This is a genomic window from Spiribacter pallidus, from assembly GCF_040838495.1.
GTDB classification, from domain to species: domain Bacteria; phylum Pseudomonadota; class Gammaproteobacteria; order Nitrococcales; family Nitrococcaceae; genus Spiribacter; species Spiribacter pallidus.
Genome location: NZ_JBAKFM010000003.1, coordinates 293,189 through 311,121 on the forward strand (window position 1 = coordinate 293,189; position 17,933 = coordinate 311,121).

17 protein-coding genes are annotated in these 17,933 nt (G+C 62.9%); 11 read left to right on the forward strand and 6 right to left on the reverse strand.

The annotated features are described in order from the left end of the window. The first annotated feature begins 89 nt into the window (after window positions 1-89). Window positions 90-878, forward strand: coding sequence for a sulfite exporter TauE/SafE family protein (locus V6X73_RS07840; protein WP_367959031.1), 789 nt, complete (start codon window positions 90-92; stop codon window positions 876-878). 25 nt (window positions 879-903) lie between these two features. Here V6X73_RS07840 and accC read toward each other — a convergent pair whose 3' ends face one another. From accC to cutA, 6 genes are all read right to left on the reverse strand, one after another. Further along, window positions 904-2,247 (reverse strand): acetyl-CoA carboxylase biotin carboxylase subunit, encoded by a 1,344-nt coding sequence (gene accC, locus V6X73_RS07845; RefSeq protein WP_367959030.1) that lies wholly within the window; start codon window positions 2,245-2,247, stop codon window positions 904-906. Between the two features lie 9 nt (window positions 2,248-2,256). Next, window positions 2,257-2,721, reverse strand: coding sequence for an acetyl-CoA carboxylase biotin carboxyl carrier protein (gene accB, locus V6X73_RS07850; protein ID WP_367959029.1), 465 nt, complete (start codon window positions 2,719-2,721; stop codon window positions 2,257-2,259). A 7-nt stretch (window positions 2,722-2,728) separates the two neighbouring features. Further along, window positions 2,729-3,172, reverse strand: coding sequence for a type II 3-dehydroquinate dehydratase (aroQ, locus tag V6X73_RS07855; RefSeq protein ID WP_367959028.1), 444 nt, complete (start codon window positions 3,170-3,172; stop codon window positions 2,729-2,731). A 102-nt stretch (window positions 3,173-3,274) separates the two neighbouring features. Continuing rightward, window positions 3,275-3,799 carry a TlpA family protein disulfide reductase gene (locus V6X73_RS07860; protein WP_367959027.1) on the reverse strand — a complete coding sequence of 175 codons (525 nt, stop codon included), beginning with the start codon at window positions 3,797-3,799 and terminating at the stop codon, window positions 3,275-3,277. Then, a complete protein-coding gene (dsbD, locus tag V6X73_RS07865) occupies window positions 3,796-5,727 on the reverse strand; it encodes a protein-disulfide reductase DsbD (protein WP_367991092.1) in 1,932 nt (643 codons plus the stop codon). The genes V6X73_RS07860 and dsbD overlap by 4 nt, the downstream gene beginning before the upstream one ends. Continuing rightward, entirely contained in the window at window positions 5,724-6,050 is a 327-nt protein-coding gene (gene cutA, locus V6X73_RS07870; RefSeq protein WP_367959024.1) for a divalent-cation tolerance protein CutA, read from the reverse strand. Before cutA ends, dsbD begins: the two co-directional genes overlap by 4 nt. 171 nt (window positions 6,051-6,221) lie before the next feature. Between cutA and groES the strand changes: the two genes are divergently transcribed. The 10 genes from groES (at window position 6,222) to V6X73_RS07920 (ending at window position 17,515) form a co-directional block, all read left to right on the forward strand. Continuing rightward, the gene (gene groES, locus V6X73_RS07875; RefSeq protein ID WP_367959023.1) at window positions 6,222-6,512 is read left to right on the forward strand and encodes a co-chaperone GroES; all 291 of its coding nucleotides are present in this window, start codon (window positions 6,222-6,224) and stop codon (window positions 6,510-6,512) included. A gap of 58 nt (window positions 6,513-6,570) precedes the next feature. Further along, window positions 6,571-8,220 (forward strand): chaperonin GroEL, encoded by a 1,650-nt coding sequence (gene groL, locus V6X73_RS07880; protein ID WP_367959022.1) that lies wholly within the window; start codon window positions 6,571-6,573, stop codon window positions 8,218-8,220. A 112-nt stretch (window positions 8,221-8,332) separates the two neighbouring features. Beyond that, the gene (gene glnE, locus V6X73_RS07885) at window positions 8,333-11,254 is read left to right on the forward strand and encodes a bifunctional [glutamate--ammonia ligase]-adenylyl-L-tyrosine phosphorylase/[glutamate--ammonia-ligase] adenylyltransferase (RefSeq protein WP_367959021.1); all 2,922 of its coding nucleotides are present in this window, start codon (window positions 8,333-8,335) and stop codon (window positions 11,252-11,254) included. Next, on the forward strand, window positions 11,251-12,174 hold the full coding sequence (locus V6X73_RS07890; protein WP_367959020.1) for a branched-chain amino acid transaminase: 924 nt from the start codon (window positions 11,251-11,253) through the stop codon (window positions 12,172-12,174). Before glnE ends, V6X73_RS07890 begins: the two co-directional genes overlap by 4 nt. 25 nt (window positions 12,175-12,199) lie before the next feature. Next, window positions 12,200-12,454: a zinc-finger domain-containing protein gene (locus V6X73_RS07895; RefSeq protein WP_367959019.1), complete on the forward strand. Its 255-nt coding sequence runs from the start codon at window positions 12,200-12,202 to the stop codon at window positions 12,452-12,454. A 29-nt stretch (window positions 12,455-12,483) separates the two neighbouring features. Continuing rightward, complete coding sequence (locus V6X73_RS07900; RefSeq protein ID WP_367959018.1) at window positions 12,484-13,461, forward strand: lysophospholipid acyltransferase family protein; 978 nt, start codon at window positions 12,484-12,486, stop codon at window positions 13,459-13,461. Next, window positions 13,458-14,201 (forward strand): hypothetical protein, encoded by a 744-nt coding sequence (locus tag V6X73_RS07905; protein WP_367959017.1) that lies wholly within the window; start codon window positions 13,458-13,460, stop codon window positions 14,199-14,201. Before V6X73_RS07900 ends, V6X73_RS07905 begins: the two co-directional genes overlap by 4 nt. Continuing rightward, window positions 14,198-15,148, forward strand: a complete 951-nt coding sequence (rfaD, locus tag V6X73_RS07910; RefSeq protein ID WP_367959016.1) for an ADP-glyceromanno-heptose 6-epimerase — start codon at window positions 14,198-14,200, stop codon at window positions 15,146-15,148. The genes V6X73_RS07905 and rfaD overlap by 4 nt, the downstream gene beginning before the upstream one ends. Beyond that, window positions 15,145-16,218, forward strand: coding sequence for a glycosyltransferase family 4 protein (locus V6X73_RS07915; protein WP_367959015.1), 1,074 nt, complete (start codon window positions 15,145-15,147; stop codon window positions 16,216-16,218). The genes rfaD and V6X73_RS07915 overlap by 4 nt, the downstream gene beginning before the upstream one ends. A 25-nt stretch (window positions 16,219-16,243) precedes the next feature. Further along, on the forward strand, window positions 16,244-17,515 hold the full coding sequence (locus tag V6X73_RS07920) for an O-antigen ligase family protein (protein WP_367959014.1): 1,272 nt from the start codon (window positions 16,244-16,246) through the stop codon (window positions 17,513-17,515). The last annotated feature ends 418 nt before the right edge of the window (window positions 17,516-17,933 follow it).

Here is a 17,933-nt window from a genome sequence, read left to right on the forward strand (position 1 = left end):
GTAGAGCATCCCGGGCGGTGGTCGCAGTGCCGGGGGGCAAAGCGGGAATCTGGCATAATCCGGGCCCTTATCCGATGGGGGAGCAACCTTTGGGGTTGGTTATCAGCTATCTGGCCGCCGGCATGACGGTGGGCCTGGCCTCGGGGCTTTTCGGCATTGGCGGTGGAGTCATTGTCGTGCCGGTGCTTTTGATTATCTTCGCCGCCCAGGGCATGAGCGCGGATGTCGCCATGCATCTGGCGGTGGGCAGCTCGCTTGCCACCATCGTGGTCACCGGCCTGTCTTCGGCCCGCGCCCATTGGCGGTTGGGGAACATCGTCATGCAGGCGCTGCCGTGGCTGGCCGGTGGGCTGGTGGCCGGTGCGCTGGCCGGTGCACAGATCGCCGCCGCGCTGCCTGGGGATGTGTTGAGGCTCGTTTTCGGCGTCTTTTTGCTGGCCATGGCGGTGCAGCTCCTTTTCTTTGGCCAGCCCCGCTCGAGCCATGGCGTCCCGGCGCCGGCGATTGTCGCCGGGGTGGGCGCTGTCATCGGGACCATCTCGAGTCTGGTGGGGATCGGCGGCGGCACCCTGGTGGTGCCCTTTCTGGCCTGGACCGGGGTGGCCATGCGTCAGGCGGTGGGGACATCCGCGGCGGCGGGGGTTTGCATCGCCATCGCCGGGACCCTGGGGTTTATCCTCGCCGGCACCGGGGATGAGCAGCTGCCGGCCTGGAGTACGGGTTATATCTATTGGCCGGCGGTGGCGGGGATTACGGTATCGAGCGTTTTCATGGCGCCATTGGGGGCCCGGCTGGCCAGCCACCTGCCCGCGACCTGGCTGCGGCGCGCCTTTGCGCTTTTCCTGGTGGCGGTGGGGCTGCGGTTGCTGTTGGGCTGAACCGGCCGTGCCGGGGGAAGGGGCGTTAGCTCATCCCCAGGCGCTTTTCCAGATAATGGATGTTGGTGCCGCCCTCTTCAAAGCCGCGATCCATCAATAGATCCTGATGCAGCGCGGTATTGGTCTGGATGCCTTCGACCACCAGTTCGCTGAGCGCGGTTCGCATCCGTGCCATGGCCGTCTCGCGCGTCTCGCCCCAGGTGATGATCTTGCCAATCATCGAGTCGTAATGCGGCGGCACCACATAGCCGCTGTAGACATGGGAGTCGACCCGCACACCCGGTCCGCCGGGCGGGTGGTAGAGGTTGATGGGCCCCGGTGAGGGCATGAACCGCTCGGGATCCTCGGCATTGATCCGGCACTCGATGGCATGGCCGTGGATCTGGATATCGTGCTGGGCAAAGCCCAGCGGCTCACCGCCGGCCACGCGGATCTGTTCGGCCACCAGGTCGCGGCCGGTGACCATTTCGGTGACCGGATGCTCGACCTGGATGCGGGTGTTCATCTCGATGAAATAGAACTCACCATCTTGGTAGAGGAATTCAAAGGTGCCGGCGCCCCGATAGCCGATGCGGCGGCAGGCCTCGGCGCAGCGCTCGCCGATGGCGCTGCGCTCGGCCTCGGTGATGCCCGGCGCGGGGCTTTCTTCGATGACCTTTTGATGGCGCCGCTGCATCGAACAATCGCGCTCGCCCAGATGGATGGCGTTGCCGGTCTCGTCGGCCATGACCTGGATTTCGACATGGCGTGGGTTATCCAGGTACTTCTCCATGTAGACGATGTCGCTGCCAAAGGCATTGGCCGCCTCGGCCCGGGTCACGGAGATGGCGTGCAGCAGGGTGGCCTCGCTGTGCACCACCCGCATCCCGCGTCCCCCACCGCCGGCGGCGGCCTTGATGATGACCGGGTAACCGATCTCGCGGGCCAGCGACAGGTTGGTGGCATCGTCCTCGCCCAGCGGCCCACCGGACCCCGGCACGCAGGGCACGCCGGCTGCCTTCATGGCATCGATGGCCGAGACCTTGTCGCCCATCAGGCGGATGGTCTCGGCGCGCGGGCCGATAAAGCGAAAACCCGACTGCTCGACCCGCTCGGCAAAATCGGCATTCTCGGAGAGGAAGCCATAACCGGGATGAATGGCCACGGCATCGGTGAGCTCGGCGGCGGCGATGATGGCCGGGATGTTGAGATAGCTCTCGGCCGAGCTGGCACCGCCGATGCAGACCGACTCATCGGCCAGGCGGACATGCTTGAGGTCGCGGTCGGCGGTGGAGTGCACCGCCACCGTGCCGATGCCCAGTGCCCGGCAGGCGCGCAGGATCCGTAGGGCGATTTCGCCGCGGTTGGCGATGAGAACCTTGTCAATCATGGTCGGCCCTTACTCGATGACAAAAAGCGGCTGATCAAACTCCACCGGCTGGCCGTTATCCAGGAGGATTCGCCGGACGACACCGCTGCGGTCGGCCTCGATCTGGTTGAGCATTTTCATCGCCTCGATGATGCATAGCGTCTCACCGGCGCTGACACTCTGGCCTTCCTCGACAAACGGCTCGGCCTCCGGTGACGGCGCCCGGTAGAACGTGCCCACCATGGGCGAGCGAATGGTGTGACCGCCGATGTCCTCGCCACCGCTGTCGCCGGCAGGACTCGCCGGCTCGCCGGCCGTGGGTGCCGGCGCCGGTGCTGCGGCCGGGGCCTGGGCCGGGGCCGGTGCCTGAGCCACGGCCACCTGAGTGCCGCCGCGGTTGATGCGCACGCTCTCTTCGCCTTCGTGGATTTCAATCTCGTTGACGCCGGATTCCTCGAGCAGCTCGATCAGGCGCTTGATCTTGCGAATGTCCATGGTCTGGTCAGTCCCGTTGGGTGTTGTCGATCAGGGCCTCAAGGGCGAGTTCGTAGCCTTTGGGCCCGAGCCCGGCGATGACCCCCCGGGCGGCATCCGAGAAATACGAATGCCGTCGAAAGGCCTCGCGGGCATGGATGTTGGAGAGGTGAACCTCGATAAAGGGGATGCCGACCCCGGTGAGCGCATCCCGCAGGGCGACGCTGGTGTGGGTAAACGCCGCCGGGTTGATGATGATCGCATCGACGCCGTCGCGGCTCGCCTGATGGACGCGCTCCACGAGGGTGTGTTCGGCGTTGCTTTGAAAACACTCCAGTACCACGCCGGCGGCGTCGGCCTGCCGGTTGAGTTGCCGGTTGATGGTCTCCAGATCCGTCCGCCCATAGACATCTGGCTCGCGTTGGCCCAGCAGGTCCAGATTAGGGCCGTGCATCACCAGAATGCGCGACATAGAGAGGGGCTCCGTTCAACCGTTTGACGGATTTTGGCCCAGCCCGCAGGTTTTGTCCATGGATAGCGACAATGCCGCCCTTTTCGGCGCAGATCGACGCTATCAGCCGGTCAGATCGTCAAGAATGGGGCGCAGATCAGGCTCGTGCAACTCGCCGCTGAAGCGCTCAATGATGCGCCCGTCCCGATCGATGATCACCGTATAGGGCAGGGTCCCGCGCTGATTGCCATAGGCGGCGGCCACATCCAGGGCCGATTCCATGCCATGGAAGGTCGGATAGCCCATGCGGACCTGGTCGAGAAACCCCCGAATCGGTTCGGGGTCGTCGATGGCCACCCCCAGAAAACGCACCCCCTGGTCGCGATAGGCGGCGTTGAGTTGCGAGAAAAGCGGGATTTCGCGTCGACAGGGGGCACACCAGGTCGCCCAGAAATTGAGCACGATGATCTTGCCATCCCACTCATCGATGCTGCGCTCGCCGCCATCGAGGACCGGCAGGGTGAAATCGGGTCGCTGCGGCGGGTCATCGGGCGGGGTCTGCAGCCAGACCACGGCGGTGATGCCGGCGGCGGCACCGATGAGGGCGGCAAGCAGCACGGTGACCGCGGTTCTCACACCCGCGCTCATGCATCACCCCCGCGCAGTCCCCGGCGCGCCCTCGGGATGAAATCCGCCGGCGGCAGAAAGCCGACCACCCGCTCTTCCCGGGCCTCGCGGCCATCGGCATCGTAGAAGATGATCGCCGGGGGCAGATAAACATCGAGTTCGCGCATCAACGCCCGGTGCGCCGGGGTCATGTCGGTGACATCGGCGCGCAGCAGCATCGCCTCGGCGACGGCCTCCCGCACCGCCGGGTCGGTGAAGGTGCGTTCTTCGAGCTGGACGCAATAAATGCACCAATCGGCATAGATATCGATCATCACCGGGCGCGTCGCCGCGCGCGCATCGGCAAGGGCTGTCTGCAGCCCGTCGACGCTGTCGATATCCCGAAAGCTCAGTTTCTGAGCGGTGGGTGCGCTGCCATTGACGCTGAGCCCGGCAAGCGGTTGGAGCACATCCCGTCCACCTCCGGCAGCACCCACCAGGCTCGCCGCCCCCCAGATCAGCAGCGCGATCCCCAGTGTCCGGGCCAGCCGGGTGGGCCCGCCAACCGGTGGCTCGGGGCGGGTCAGCGCCCCCAGCCACACACCGCAGCCCACCAGCAATACACCCCAGAGCGCCAGCGCCGCCGGACCCGGGATGAAGCGCTCGAGCATCCACAGCGCCACGGCCAGAAAGCCCACACCAAACACCGCCCGGACGGCATTCATCCATGGCCCGCTGCGTGGCAGCCAGCGCCCGGCGGCGGTGCCGATGAGCAAAAGCGGCAGTCCCATGCCGTTGGCCAGGGTGAAAAGCGCAAGGCCGCCCAGCCAGGCATCGCCGGTACTGCCAATGAAAACCAGCGCCGCCACCAACGCCGGTCCCGAGCACGCCCCGACAATCAGGGTCGAGAGCACCCCCATGATCGCCACCCCTAGGGCGGTGCCGCCGCGCTGGCGATTGGACAGCTGGGTCAACCGGGTCTGGATGGCTGCGGGCATGCGGAATTCATAGACCCCGAACATACCCAGCGCCAGCAGCACGAAGACCGCGGCAAAGGCGCCCAGCACCCACGGGGACTGCAGGTCGGCCTGAATGGCGGCCCCGGTGAGCCCGGCGGCAACGCCGGCGATGGCGTAGGTGATCGCGGTGGATTCGACGTAGATCAGTGACAACCCGAGCGCCCGCAGGCTGCCGCTGCGATGCGGATCACCGGCGATCAGCCCCGAGAGGATGGGGATCATGGGGTAGAGACAGGCGGTGAACGCCAGCAGCAGGCCCGCGGCAAAAAACCCGCCCAGCACCGCCGGCAGACTGGCCTCGGCCAGCAGCTGCTGCAACCGGCCGGCCTCGCCGCCGGCGCTCGGCCCCGCCGATGCCGCGGATGGTGCCGCGGATGATCCGGCTGCACCGCCGGCACCGGGCGCCGAGGCGTTGGCCTTATCCATCTTGCCAATGGCCGGCGCGGTGGGATTGATGGCGTAGCCCGGTGATTGCCCGGGGGCCGTAAAGCTAGCCTGATACGGCGGGTAGCAGACCCCGGCCTCGGCACAGCCCTGGAAGGCCACCACCAGACCGTCGGCGGTGATCTGCTCGGCGGTGGCGTCGAGCGGCAGGGTGATGGGCCGGGTATAGACCGGTTGCCGGCCGAAGAACTCGTCCTGCTTGATCCGGGCCCCGGGGAAGGCTTCGATGATGCCGCCGTCGTCCGGGTTGGCGCCATCCGGTGTCGACAGCCCGGCGGCAAGGCTTTGCTGGTAGAGGTAATAACCCTCGGCGATGGTGATCTTAAGGCGCGCCCCGCCGGCATCATCGGTGATCAGTTCAAACGCGAAGGCCTGCTCGACCGGCAGGACGTCGCCATTGTCGCTATCAAAAAGCCCGGAGAGGCCCTGCTGTGCGGTGGCGATGCCACTCAGGCAGACCAGCCCGAGGCCGATGAATCGGGCAAGCCGGCGGAGGTGTCGGTTCATTGTGCGGATTCCGTTTCCTGGGCAACCCATCGCAGGTAGCCGGACAGCCCGCCGGTGGCCGGCAGTGCCACGATCTCGGGCAGCTCATCCGGGTGGAGGTCCAGCACGCAGGCCTCGAGGCCGGGGTAGGCCGGCTCGGTGGTTTTGGCCACCAGCAGCCATTCCTCGTCCTTCTGGATGGCGCCATCCCAGCGGTAGACGGATGTCAGCCCCGGGATGATGTTGACGCAGGCGGCGTGGTGGCGCTCGACCAGCGCCTCGGCAATGGCATCGGCGACGTTGCGGTTGGGGCAGGTGGTGAGCGTCACGATGGCCTGGGTCATGCAAACTCCAAGTGGCTGTCCTGGACTGGTTGAATTCTAGCACCGGCGTCGCCATTGCTAGACCGGGTATTGACGACGATGGTTTCGTCACTATCATTAGCACTCACCCACGGCGAGTGCTAACAAAGCCCGCCGGGTTTCACAACACAATGTTCAAGGGAGATATGGAAGATGAATCTTCGCCCGCTACACGATCGAGTCGTCGTCAAGCGCATGGAAGAAGAGCGCACCACGCCGGGTGGCATCGTCATCCCTGACACCGCTACCGAGAAGCCGATCCGCGGCGAGGTAGTGGCGGTCGGCAACGGCAAGCGCCTGGACAACGGCGAGGTTCGCGCCCTCGACGTCAACGTTGGCGACAAGGTCCTCTTTGGCAAGTTCTCCGGCACCGAAGTCAAGGTCGGAGAGGAAGAGGTCCTGGTCATGCGCGAGGACGACATCATGGCGGTCATCGAAGGCTGAACGGTCTTCCCGCCACCGAATAACGCCACAGCAAACGGAATCGAGAGGAATCAAGACAATGGCAGCCAAAGACGTACGCTTCGGTGATGAAGCCCGGCACCGCATGGTCGCGGGCGTTAACACCCTGGCCAACGCGGTCAAGGTGACCCTGGGCCCGCGCGGCCGCAACGTGGTGCTGGAGAAGTCCTTCGGTGCCCCCACCGTCACCAAGGACGGTGTTTCGGTCGCCAAGGAAATCGAGCTCAAGGACAAGCTCGAGAACATGGGCGCCCAGATGGTCAAGGAAGTGGCTTCGCAGACTTCCGATGCCGCGGGTGACGGCACCACCACCGCCACCGTGCTTGCCCAGGGCATCCTGCGCGAGGGCATGAAGGCGGTCGCCGCCGGCATGAACCCGATGGATCTCAAGCGCGGCATCGACAAGGCCGTCACCTCGGCCGTCGAGGAGCTGCACAACCTCTCCAAGCCCTGCGAGACCGACACCGCCATCGCCCAGGTGGGCAGCATCTCGGCCAACTCCGACAAGGCCATTGGCGAGATCATCGCCGATGCCATGAAAAAGGTCGGCAAAGAGGGTGTCATTACCGTCGAGGAAGGCAGCGGCCTGGAGAACGAGCTCGACGTGGTCGAGGGCATGCAGTTCGACCGCGGCTATCTGAGCCCGTATTTCATCAACAACCAGCAGAGCATGGCCGCCGAGCTGGAAGACCCCTACATCCTGCTCTGCGACAAGAAGATCTCGAACATTCGTGATCTGCTGCCGCTGCTGGAGAACGTGGCCAAGTCCAGCCGGCCGCTGCTGATCGTCGCCGAGGACATCGAGGGCGAGGCACTGGCCACCCTAGTGGTCAACAGCATGCGCGGGATCGTCAAGGTCGCCGCGGTCAAGGCGCCCGGTTTCGGCGATCGCCGCAAGGCCATGCTCGAGGATATCGCCATTCTCACCGGTGGCACCGTGATTTCCGAGGAAGTCGGTCTGACCCTCGAGAAGGCCACCCTGGATGATCTGGGTTCGGCCAAGAAGGTCAACGTCACCAAAGAAGAGACCACCGTGGTCAATGGCGGCGGCAGTGCCGATGCCATCAAGTCGCGGGTCGATCAGATCCGCACCCAGATCGAAGAGTCTACCAGCGACTACGATCGCGAGAAGCTGCAGGAGCGGGTGGCCAAGCTCGCCGGCGGTGTCGCGGTGATCAAGGTCGGTGCCGGCTCCGAGATCGAGATGAAGGAGAAAAAGGCACGGGTCGAGGACGCCCTGCACGCCACCCGGGCCGCCGTCGAGGAGGGCATCGTCCCGGGCGGTGGTGTGGCGCTGCTGCGCACGCTCAAGGGCCTTGAGGGCGTGAGCGGTGATAACCACGACCAGACCATGGGCGTGAACATCGTCCGCCGGGCCCTCGAAGAGCCCCTGCGCCAGATCGTCTTCAACTGCGGTGAAGACGCCTCGGTGGTCGTCAACAAGGTCGAGGCCGGCGAAGGCAACTACGGCTACAACGCCCAGTCCGAGGAGTACGGCGACATGGTCGAGATGGGTATCCTCGATCCGACCAAGGTCACCCGCACGGCGCTGCAGAACGCCGCTTCGGTCTCGGGTCTGATGATCACCACCGAGTGCATGGTCGCCGAGCATCCGGAAGAAAAGGATGACGGCGGCGGCGCCGGCATGGGCGGCATGGACGGCATGGGTGGCATGGGCGGCATGATGTAATCAGCCCCCGGCAACCCCCGGCCTGTGAACCAGGCCGGCATGCCATTGAAAGCCCCGCTTCGGCGGGGCTTTTTTGTTTGTGACCGCCGCATGCCATCGCTAAGCTGCCGGTATGGATATCGACAAAACCCCCACGCCGCTTCGCACGGCGCTTGACGATCTGCCAGAGGTGCTGCGCACGCCGGTGACCGTCGCCGTTGAGCGGCTGGCCGATGACGCCGAATGGCCGGACGACGAGGCGCTGCTCGCCGAGTTGCCGCGGGTCTGGGCAATGAGCGAATTCGCCTCGCGGGTCTGCATTCGCGATCCGGCCGTGTTGCGATCGTTGGCCGAGACCGGCGACCTCACCCGAACCTATGCCCCCGGCGAATACCGCGAACGCCTGAAGGCCATGCTCGCGGGTATCGACGCCGAGGCCGATCTGCACCGCGCCCTGCGCCGCTTTCGCTCGCGGGAGATGCTGCGCATCGCCTGGCGGGATTTAAGCCGTCGCGCCGGGCTGGACGAGGTGCTGCGTGATCTCTCCGATCTGGCCGACGGGCTGATCGACGAGGCACTGGAGTGGCTCTATCGAGACCTCTGCGCACAAATGGGTACGCCCCGCGACAGCGCCGGCCAGGCCGAGCGCATGATCGTGCTCGGTATGGGCAAGCTTGGCGGCAGGGAGCTGAATTTCTCATCCGATATCGATTTGATCTTCGCCTACCCCGAGCCCGGTTACACCGACGCCGATAACCCCAAGCCCAATGAGCAGTTCTTCATCCGCCTCGGCCGGTCGCTGATCGCCGCGCTCGATCAGCAGACGGCCGATGGGCAGTGTTTTCGCGTTGACATGCGGCTGCGCCCCTATGGCGACAGCGGCCCGCTTGCCATGAGTGTCCCGGCCATGGAGCTTTACTTTTTAGAGCAGGGCCGGGAGTGGGAGCGTTATGCGCTGATCAAAGCCCGGGTGGTGGCCGGCGATCGAGACGAGGGCGAGGCGTTGCTGCAGACCCTCGCCCCCTTTGTCTATCGCAAGTACCTGGACTACGGGGCGCTGGAGTCGTTGCGGAGCATGAAGGCCATGATCGCCCGCGAGGTTCGGCGTCGCCGCCTGGCGGATAACGTCAAGCTCGGCCGTGGGGGCATCCGCGAGGTCGAGTTCATTGCCCAGGCCTTTCAGCTGATCCGCGGCGGACAGGACCCCAATTTGCGCGAGCGAAGCCTGCAGCCGGTGCTGGCGTATCTGGCCGAACAGGATCTGCTGCCCGCCCATGCCCAGGCCGAGCTCACCGACGCCTACCGCTATCTGCGCGCCATCGAAAACCGTATTCAGGCCATGCACGATCGCCAGGCCCACGACCTGCCGGGCGAGCCGGTGGACCAGGCCCGGTTGATGCTGGCCATGGATGAGCCGGACTGGGCGGCCCTGAGAGAAACCCTGGATGGTTGGCGGCGGCGGGTGCAGGGGCATTTCGATCAGGTGTTCGTCGCCCCGCAGCAGGATGATGAGGCCGAGGCCACCGACGAGCCCGATCTGGCCGACCTCTGGTACGGAGTGCTGGATGTGGACAACACCCAGGCGGTATTGGCCGAGTCGGGGTTTGATAAGCCGCAGGCCGCGGCCCGGCTGATCGAACAATTCCGTGAGGGCAGCCGGGTGCGGGCGCTTTCGGAGCAGGGCCGGGGCCGGCTGGATCGGCTCATGCCCATGTTGCTGGCGGCGGTGGCTGGCTCGGAGCGCCCGGATGCGGTGCTCGAGCGGGTGGTGACACTGCTGGATGGCATCGTCCGGCGCACCGCTTATCTGGCCTTGCTCAACGAACATCCCATGGCGGTCTCGCAGTTGGTCCGCCTGGTGGGCGGCAGTCCGTGGATTGCCCGGTTTCTGTCGCTGCATCCCATGTTGCTGGATGAGCTGCTCGACCCGCGAAGCCTCTATGCCCCGCTGGGCCGGGCAGCGTTGGGGGCCGAACTGGATGCGCGGATGGCCTGCGCCGATGCGGATGATCTGGAGCAGCAAATGGAAATCCTGCGCCAGTTCAAACAGACCCAGGTCCTGCGGGTGGCAGCGGCGGACCTGGCCGGGGCCATTCCGGTGATGCTTGTCAGCGACTATCTCACCGACATCGCCGAGGTGGTGCTTGAGCGCGTCCAGGGCCTTGCCTGGCGACAGGTGACCGGCCGTTATGGCGAGCCCCTTCGAGCCGACGGCGAGGTGGCGGACTTCGGGATTGTCGCCTACGGCAAGCTGGGGTCACTGGAGCTTGGTTATGGCTCGGATCTGGATGTGGTCTTTTTGCACGACCCGGTGCCGGCGGGCAGCGTGACCACTGGCGACAAACCGGTGGAGCCGGCGGTGTTCTTTGCCCGACTCGCCCAGCGCATCATCCATATCCTAAACACCCCGACCCCCGGCGGCATCCTCTACGAAGTGGACACCCGGCTGCGGCCCAGTGGCCAGTCCGGATTGCTGACCGTGAGCGTATCGGCGTTCGCCGACTACCAGCGCGAACGGGCCTGGACCTGGGAGCATCAGGCGCTGGTGCGGGCGCGGATGGTGGTGGGCAGCGAGGCGTTGCGAGGCGGATTTGCGCAGGTCCGGCGCGAGGTCCTGACCCGCGGCCGCGATCGAGCCGAGCTGCGCGACGAGGTGCGGCGGATGCGCGAGCGCATGCGTCGTGAGCTGGGCAGCGGGCGCGACAACCAGGTCGATCTCAAGCAGGACCGCGGCGGTATCGCGGATATTGAATTCATGGTTCAATACGGTGTGCTGGCCGGGGCCTGTGAATACCCCGGTCTGCTGCGCTATACGGACAATATTCGCCTGCTGGATGAACTGGAACGCTCGGGCGAGTACACCAGCGAGCAGGCGCAAGTGCTGGCGGATGCCTATCGGCGATACCGCGGGCTGGTGCACCGGCTTACGCTGCAGGAACAGCCCGCCAGGGTGGCGGCGGACACCGCTGCCGAGACGCGGGACGCGGTCGCCGCGGTCTGGAGCGCGGTAATGGAAACGACGGCCCATCAAAACGCTGAGGAGAGCCGCGCATGAGCATGGCCGATCGCGACGGTGTGATCTGGATGGACGGAGAGCTGGTGCCCTGGCGCGATGCCCAGGTGCATGTGCTCACCCACACCCTGCACTACGGAATGGGCGTATTCGAGGGGATACGCGCTTACAAGACCGAACAGGGCCCGGCGATTTTCCGGTTGCCCGAGCATGTCCGGCGGCTTTTCGACTCGGCCAAGATCCTGGGCATGACCCTGCCCTGGAGCCACCAGGAGGTCATCGATGCCTGTCTGGCGGCGGTCCGGGAGAACAACCTCGAGAGTGGCTACATCCGGCCCATGGCTTTTTATGGCGCCGAGAGCATGGGTCTTCGGGCCGACAACCTGCAGACCCACCTTATCGTGGCGGCCTGGAGCTGGGGGTCGTACATGGGTGAGGAGAACATGGCGCGCGGCATTCGGGTTCGCACCTCGTCGTTCACCCGGCATCACGTGAACATCGCCATGTGCCGGGCCAAGGCCAATGGGCAGTACATCAACTCGATGATGGCCCTGCAGGAGGCGGTCGCCTGTGGTTACGACGAGGCGCTATTGCTGGACCCCGAGGGCTTCGTGGCCGAAGGCTCGGGCGAGAACTTCTTTCTTATCCGCGACGGCGTCATTCACACCCCCGAGCTGCACTCGGCGCTGGCCGGCGTGACCCGGGAGGCGGTGATGACCATGGCGCGCGAAGCCGGTTATGAGGTGCGCGAGCGTCGGATCACCCGTGATGAGGTCTACGTCTGCGACGAGGCGTTTTTCACCGGGACGGCGGCAGAGGTCACCCCCATTCGCGAGTTGGACGGTCGCGTGATTGGTGAGGGCAAGCGCGGGCCGATCACCACCGATATCCAAAGCCGGTTCTTTGCGCTGGTCGAAGGCCGCGCGGATGCGCATCACAACTGGCTGACGCCGGTGGCTTGAGCGCCAGAAACGATTGGAGGACACCGTGCCGGATCCACAGACCCACGATCGCCCGGATTTGATCAAGCCCAACAGCGAAAATCGCTACGAGGTCACCGCCGACGATTTGCCCCTGTCCTGTCCAATGCCCGGGATGTATCTGTGGAACAGCCACCCCAAGGTGTATATCCCGGTGCACAAAACCGGCGAGGGCAAATGCCCCTACTGTGGTGCCGAGTACTTCATCCGCGACTTCGACCTTAACGACCCGGCCATCGCCGAGCATCATCGTCGGGAGTGATGACTGCACCCCCCCGCGGTCACCGGGTCATGAGCGATCATCCCGCCGCTGATGCCCACACCGATCTTGCCGAGGGCGGCAGCCCGGGTGCCCGGCAGCCGCTTACGGGCCGGGCCCGGTGGGTTTTCGGGGTATTGAAAGCATTATCCATCCTGCCCCTGCCGGTGCTCCATCGGTTGGGCGGGGTACTGGCATGGCTGAGTATTCGTCTGAAGCGCCCTGAGTGGCGCGTGGCGCGGGTCAACGCCGATCTTTGTTTTCCGGACTGGCCGGCGGCGGGCCGCGACCGGCTGGCCCGGGCATCACTGCGCGAAAACGCCAAGGGCCTGACCGAGCTGGCGGCGCTATGGCAGTGGCCCGTGCCCCGTGTGCTGGGGTTGATCCAGTCGGTCGAGGGCGAGGCGGTGATCGATGACGCCCTGGCCGAAGGCCGGGGGCTGCTGGTGATCGCCCCGCACCACGGCGCCTGGGAAGCGCTGCAGATGTGGCTGGCCCAGCGGGTGCCGCTGCATGCCCTCTATCGACCGCCTCGCTGGAAAGAGCTTGAAGCGCTTCTAAACCGCGGCCGCTCGCGGGGCGGGGCAACCTTCTGGCCGGCCAAACCCTCCGGTATTCGTGCCCTTTTCAAAGCGTTGAAAGCCGGTGAGGCCGTGGGGGTGTTGCCCGATCAGTCACCGCCCGGCGAAGGGGTCTTTGTGCCCTTTTTTGGTCATCCCGCCAAAACCATGACGCTTTTTGGCAAGCTGGCCGCCCGGACGGAGGCGCCGGTGGTGATCGGCTGGGCCGAACGGCTTGAACACGGCGCCGGGTACCGGCTGCACTGGCAGCGGGTAATCGAGCCGGTGGATAATGATGATCCGCAGATTGCCGCCGCGGCCATGAACCGCGCCATCGAAGCGGTCGTCCGCGAGCGACCCGAGCAGTATCAATGGACCTATCGGCGGTTTGCGCGTAGGCGGGCGGGCACGAAAAGCCCATATCGAAGGGAGGCGGCTGCACACCAATGATGGTTTTGCACGATCCGGGAATCATCTTTCTCAAGTCGCGCAAAACGGCTGGCAGTTCCATTGAGCTCGCCTTATCTGCGTTTGCGCGCGATGGCGATGTGATCGCGCCGATTGATGATGAGTCTGGGGACGACATTGAGCGCGCCCGTCGGAGGTATCCCGGGCCGCAACATTATCGCAAAAGCCTGATTGAGCTGGTTTGGACACCGACCTATCGGGATCTGCGTGACCTTATCAAGGGTAAGCCGCTTTTGAAGTTTCACAATCACTGCGCCGCGCGTCGGGCTCGGCGCCATCTTGGTCGCGCGATCTGGCAGCGCTACCTCAAGGTGTCGGTTGTTCGAAACCCCTGGGATTACATGGTTTCATCATACTATTGGGGTAACCGCGGGGCGGCGGAACTTCCGGATTTTGAAAGGTGGTGTCTTGATAACCGGCGGCTCATCATCCGGAATCGGCGACAGTATTTTATTGGGCGACAGTGTGTGGTGGATCGGTTTTTGCGGTTTGAACAGCTCGGGCAAGATCTCCAGGTGCTGGAAAGCGAAAGGCCGGGGCTAACGGGTTTGGCTGACATATTTGCAAGTACCAGCGCTAAGAGAGGTATTCGGCCCAAGACGGGACCGAGTGTAGCCGAGCTTTTTGACGCAGCACCGAGAGCCGACCGCCTCGTTGGCGAGCTATGTCGATTTGAGATCGAGCGATTTGGCTATCAGCGCCCACGAAGGGAGAGCATATGATTATCGTCACCGGCGGTGCCGGATTCATCGGCAGCAACCTGGTGCATGCACTCAATCGCCATGGCTATGACGATGTGCTTGTGGTGGATGAGCTCAGTCAGGGCGAGAAATTCCTCAACATCCGGGATGCGCGGATCACCGATTACCTCGATCGCGAGGATTTCCTGGACTGGCTGGTGGAGAACGGTGATGCCGGCGTGGAGGCGATTTTTCACCTCGGCGCCTGCTCGGATACCACCGAGTGGGATGGGCGTTACATGCTGGATAATAACTACCAGTTCTCGAAAGAGACGCTGGAGATTGCCATCGCGTATGAGATTCCCTTTATCTACGCCTCCTCCGCGGCCGTGTATGGCGATAGCACCGACTTTGAAGAACGGATTGGTGACGAGCGCCCGTTGAATGTTTACGGCTACTCCAAGGCGCTGTTCGATCGGTATGTTGCACGCCGTTTGCCCCAGGTCCGCTCACAGATCGCGGGCCTTCGTTACTTCAACGTCTATGGGCCTCGGGAGCAGCACAAAGGCCGGATGGCAAGCATCGCCTGGCATATGCGTCAGCAGCTGCTCGAACAAGGCGTAGTGAAACTGTTCGAGGGCAGTCACGGCTATGCCAACGGCGAGCAGGTCAGGGACTTCGTCTATGTCGATGATGTGGTCAACCTCAAGCTCTGGTTCATGGACAACCCCGCGGTTTCCGGTGTGTTCAACGTTGGCACTGGCAACGCCGAGCCATTCAATTCCGTGGCACGGGCCGTGATTGATCACTACCAAACCGGCGAGATCGAATACATACCGTTTCCAGACGACTTGCTTGATGCCTATCAGAGCTACACCTGCGCGGACTTGAGCAAACTCCGCCGCGTCGGTTTTGAGTTGCCATTTATGGATGTGGCGAGTGGGGTGGCCGTCTACATGGCATGGCTCGATGCCACCGATAGCCGATGAACGAATCCGCCGAGGCGTTCAAGCCAGCCGTCCTGCACATTAATCTGGCCCGCGGTTGGCGGGGCGGAGAGCAGCAGACATGGCTTTTGATGAAAGAGCTGTCGGCGGCCGGATATCGGCAGGGGCTTTGTGGCTATGCCAACGCCCCGCTCGCTGAACGCGTCAAAATCCTTGATAACGTTACGGTCGTAACGCCGCGCCGTTGTTCCCTCTGGCCGTGGAGCGTGGATCAATGGAGCGTGGCCCATGCCCATGAGGGGCGTGGCGTGTACTTGGCGTGGTGGCTTAAAAAGACGCTCGGTTTGCCTTACCTGGTCACTCGACGCATGCAACACCCACCTAAACCGCGCTTACTCACCAAAGCTGTGTATCGCGATGCCGATGCGCTCGTCGGTATATCTTCGGCGGCTTGTCGGGCGCTTGAGTCCTTCGTGCCAAACCGCCATGTGCATTGCATCCCATCCGTTCATTCCGGCGAGAAAGCGTCACCCGCTGCGTCAGCTGCTATTCGTCAACTCTATGCCAAAGGGCCAGAGTCTATTCTTGTTGGACACGCTGGGGCGTTGGTGGACTCTCATAAGGGGCAAACCCTTCTGATTAAGGCCTGTGAAGCCCTGCGCAGTGACGGGTTCAAAATTACTTGTTTGCTTCTAGGAGACGGGAGAGATCGCCCTGTGCTTGAGAAGATGGCAAGGGGGCGTGATTGGGTCCATCTGCCTGGTTACGTCCACGACATTCAAGATCACCTATCAAGTCTTGATGTCTTTGCTTTCCCCTCTCGGCACGAGGGTCTTGGATCCGTGCTTCTTGAGGCGATGGCTGCAGGCTGTCCAGTGGTCGCGACCGAGGTTGGAGGCATTCCAGACATCATCCAACATCAAACAACGGGGTTACTGGTCCCGCCCAACGATGTAGTGAAACTGGCAGAAGCACTGCGATTTCTCGTATCGGAGCCAAAAAAACGAACGGCCCTTTCTAAAAATGCTTCGAAAGACGTGCGGGATAATTTTTCTGTAAAAAAAATGTTTCTACTGTATCAGAAACGATACACACTGATCTCCGGGAGTTAGCCGAGCCGTGCAACGCCACCTAATCATGAGCCAAGGACGAAATCTTCTCTCATTACGTTGGGAGGATTTAGGCGCCTTTCTTTTTTTCTCGGCAGCATTCGTTATTCCCAGTGGGTATTCAGTTGGCGCTGTCATCCTGCTACTTGGGTCGTTGGCAACTCTACGCATCCCCGACATCAAAAAGGTAGACGCGCGAGTTTGGCTCTTGGTCGGTGCGTTTGCTTTATACGCCCTCTTTTGGAGCATCGATGGGCTGGTGAGGGGTGAGGGAATCCGAGAATTAGACCGGCCGGTGCGATTTTTGCTTGCAGCCTTTGTTTTGATTCGTTTGTACAACAGTCCTCCGTCGGAGGTCAGCGTGTTGCTGGGGATCAGTCTTGGTGCGCTGGCTGCCGGCAGTTTGGCGGTGTATGAATACTATTGGGTTGGAGTATCTCGAGTAAACGGGTTTATGCCGATAAACAGTTTTGGGATGCTAGCGGCTTTATATGCAGGATTCTGTCTGTCGATGGTGCAGGTCCTGAGATTTGAGAAAGCGTACTACTGGGTTTCGTTGATATCCACAGCGGGCGGTCTTCTCGCCGGCGGTGCAGCGTTGTTGTCTGGATCACGTGGCGCGTTTTTGACTCTTGCTGGGTTAGGAGTATGGCTTTTGGCGAAAGAGCTGGTCCGGTGTGGCCGGTGGCAGATACGCCTGTTGATCGTGGTTGCGACATTGGTCGCTGGCATTGTGGTGTATACAGCCTCTGGCACTTCGATAAAACAACGTGTTGACACCGCCGTCGTTGCGGCGACGGCATATGTAGTAGACGGAGAGAGGATCGGAGTGGCTCTCCCGGCGCGGATCGACATGTGGCACGGCGGCTTGATACTTTTTCTTGAAAAACCGTTCACTGGCTGGGGTGAGTCTGGATATCAGTTGCCTTTGGCAAATTTGGTCGATCGCGGAGTCATAGCGGATGATCATGCATCAGGTCGCCATCTACACAACCAGGTAATACACGTTCTGGCCACCAAAGGCATCGTGGGCGTTGCGATACTAACAATTTTGCTCGCCGTCCCATTTTGGCTGGCTTTGAGACAAACGGCTGTAATTCCCGACAAGGCGCTGCAGGGATGTGACAAATTGGATCAAAGCCTGACGGGCGAACTCATACTGATAATGTTGGGCGCATATATATTAGGAGGCATGACCAGGGTGCCTCTTGAGCACCATAGTGGAGTGATGATCTTTTCCTTCGGCTTGATCCTGTTGATAACAGCCCGGCCACCCCGGACTGCCGCCGGAGCGACCTGACCATGGGTCGGGCCTAACCATTCTATCCGGTGCCAACGGTCTCTGAACGGGACTGTCGGGGTAGTCATCGAGTGGAATAATTTACAGCATCTCTTACCAATCGTCTTTGCCGTTTCTTGTCCTCAAGTTATGGTGAACTCCCAGTCGCGCAACTTGGACAAACCGAATCCATAGTTTAACTGTGTCCAACCGCGATTCGTATTCAGGGTATTGGTCCCGTAAGCTTCACGGAGCGAAGAGTCGCGGTATTCATAAACCGAGCCGGCAGTGCGTCAGAAGCCAGAATGTCTATGAGGTGGACCCCATCCTTCGGACCATTGGTAGCGGTTAAGTTGTAAAGACCGGTGGCGTCTTCATCGGCACTAAGTTTCCGGCATATGATCCCAGTGGACCTCAGCCGGGGTTCTTTGATCAAGCG

Excerpts from the sequence above, each read along its gene's own strand:
- accC (WP_367959030.1), bottom strand. The coding sequence starts at position 2,247 with ATGATTGACAAGGTTCTCATCGCCAACCGCGGCGAAATCGCCCTACGG.
- accB (WP_367959029.1), bottom strand. The coding sequence starts at position 2,721 with ATGGACATTCGCAAGATCAAGCGCCTGATCGAGCTGCTCGAGGAATCC.
- aroQ (WP_367959028.1), bottom strand. The coding sequence starts at position 3,172 with ATGTCGCGCATTCTGGTGATGCACGGCCCTAATCTGGACCTGCTGGGC.
- V6X73_RS07860 (WP_367959027.1), bottom strand. The coding sequence starts at position 3,799 with ATGAGCGCGGGTGTGAGAACCGCGGTCACCGTGCTGCTTGCCGCCCTC.
- dsbD (WP_367991092.1), bottom strand. The coding sequence starts at position 5,727 with ATGAACCGACACCTCCGCCGGCTTGCCCGATTCATCGGCCTCGGGCTG.
- cutA (WP_367959024.1), bottom strand. The coding sequence starts at position 6,050 with ATGACCCAGGCCATCGTGACGCTCACCACCTGCCCCAACCGCAACGTC.
- groES (WP_367959023.1), top strand. The coding sequence starts at position 6,222 with ATGAATCTTCGCCCGCTACACGATCGAGTCGTCGTCAAGCGCATGGAA.
- groL (WP_367959022.1), top strand. The coding sequence starts at position 6,571 with ATGGCAGCCAAAGACGTACGCTTCGGTGATGAAGCCCGGCACCGCATG.
- glnE (WP_367959021.1), top strand. The coding sequence starts at position 8,333 with ATGGATATCGACAAAACCCCCACGCCGCTTCGCACGGCGCTTGACGAT.
- V6X73_RS07890 (WP_367959020.1), top strand. The coding sequence starts at position 11,251 with ATGAGCATGGCCGATCGCGACGGTGTGATCTGGATGGACGGAGAGCTG.
- V6X73_RS07900 (WP_367959018.1), top strand. The coding sequence starts at position 12,484 with ATGAGCGATCATCCCGCCGCTGATGCCCACACCGATCTTGCCGAGGGC.
- V6X73_RS07905 (WP_367959017.1), top strand. The coding sequence starts at position 13,458 with ATGATGGTTTTGCACGATCCGGGAATCATCTTTCTCAAGTCGCGCAAA.
- rfaD (WP_367959016.1), top strand. The coding sequence starts at position 14,198 with ATGATTATCGTCACCGGCGGTGCCGGATTCATCGGCAGCAACCTGGTG.
- V6X73_RS07915 (WP_367959015.1), top strand. The coding sequence starts at position 15,145 with ATGAACGAATCCGCCGAGGCGTTCAAGCCAGCCGTCCTGCACATTAAT.
- V6X73_RS07920 (WP_367959014.1), top strand. The coding sequence starts at position 16,244 with ATGAGCCAAGGACGAAATCTTCTCTCATTACGTTGGGAGGATTTAGGC.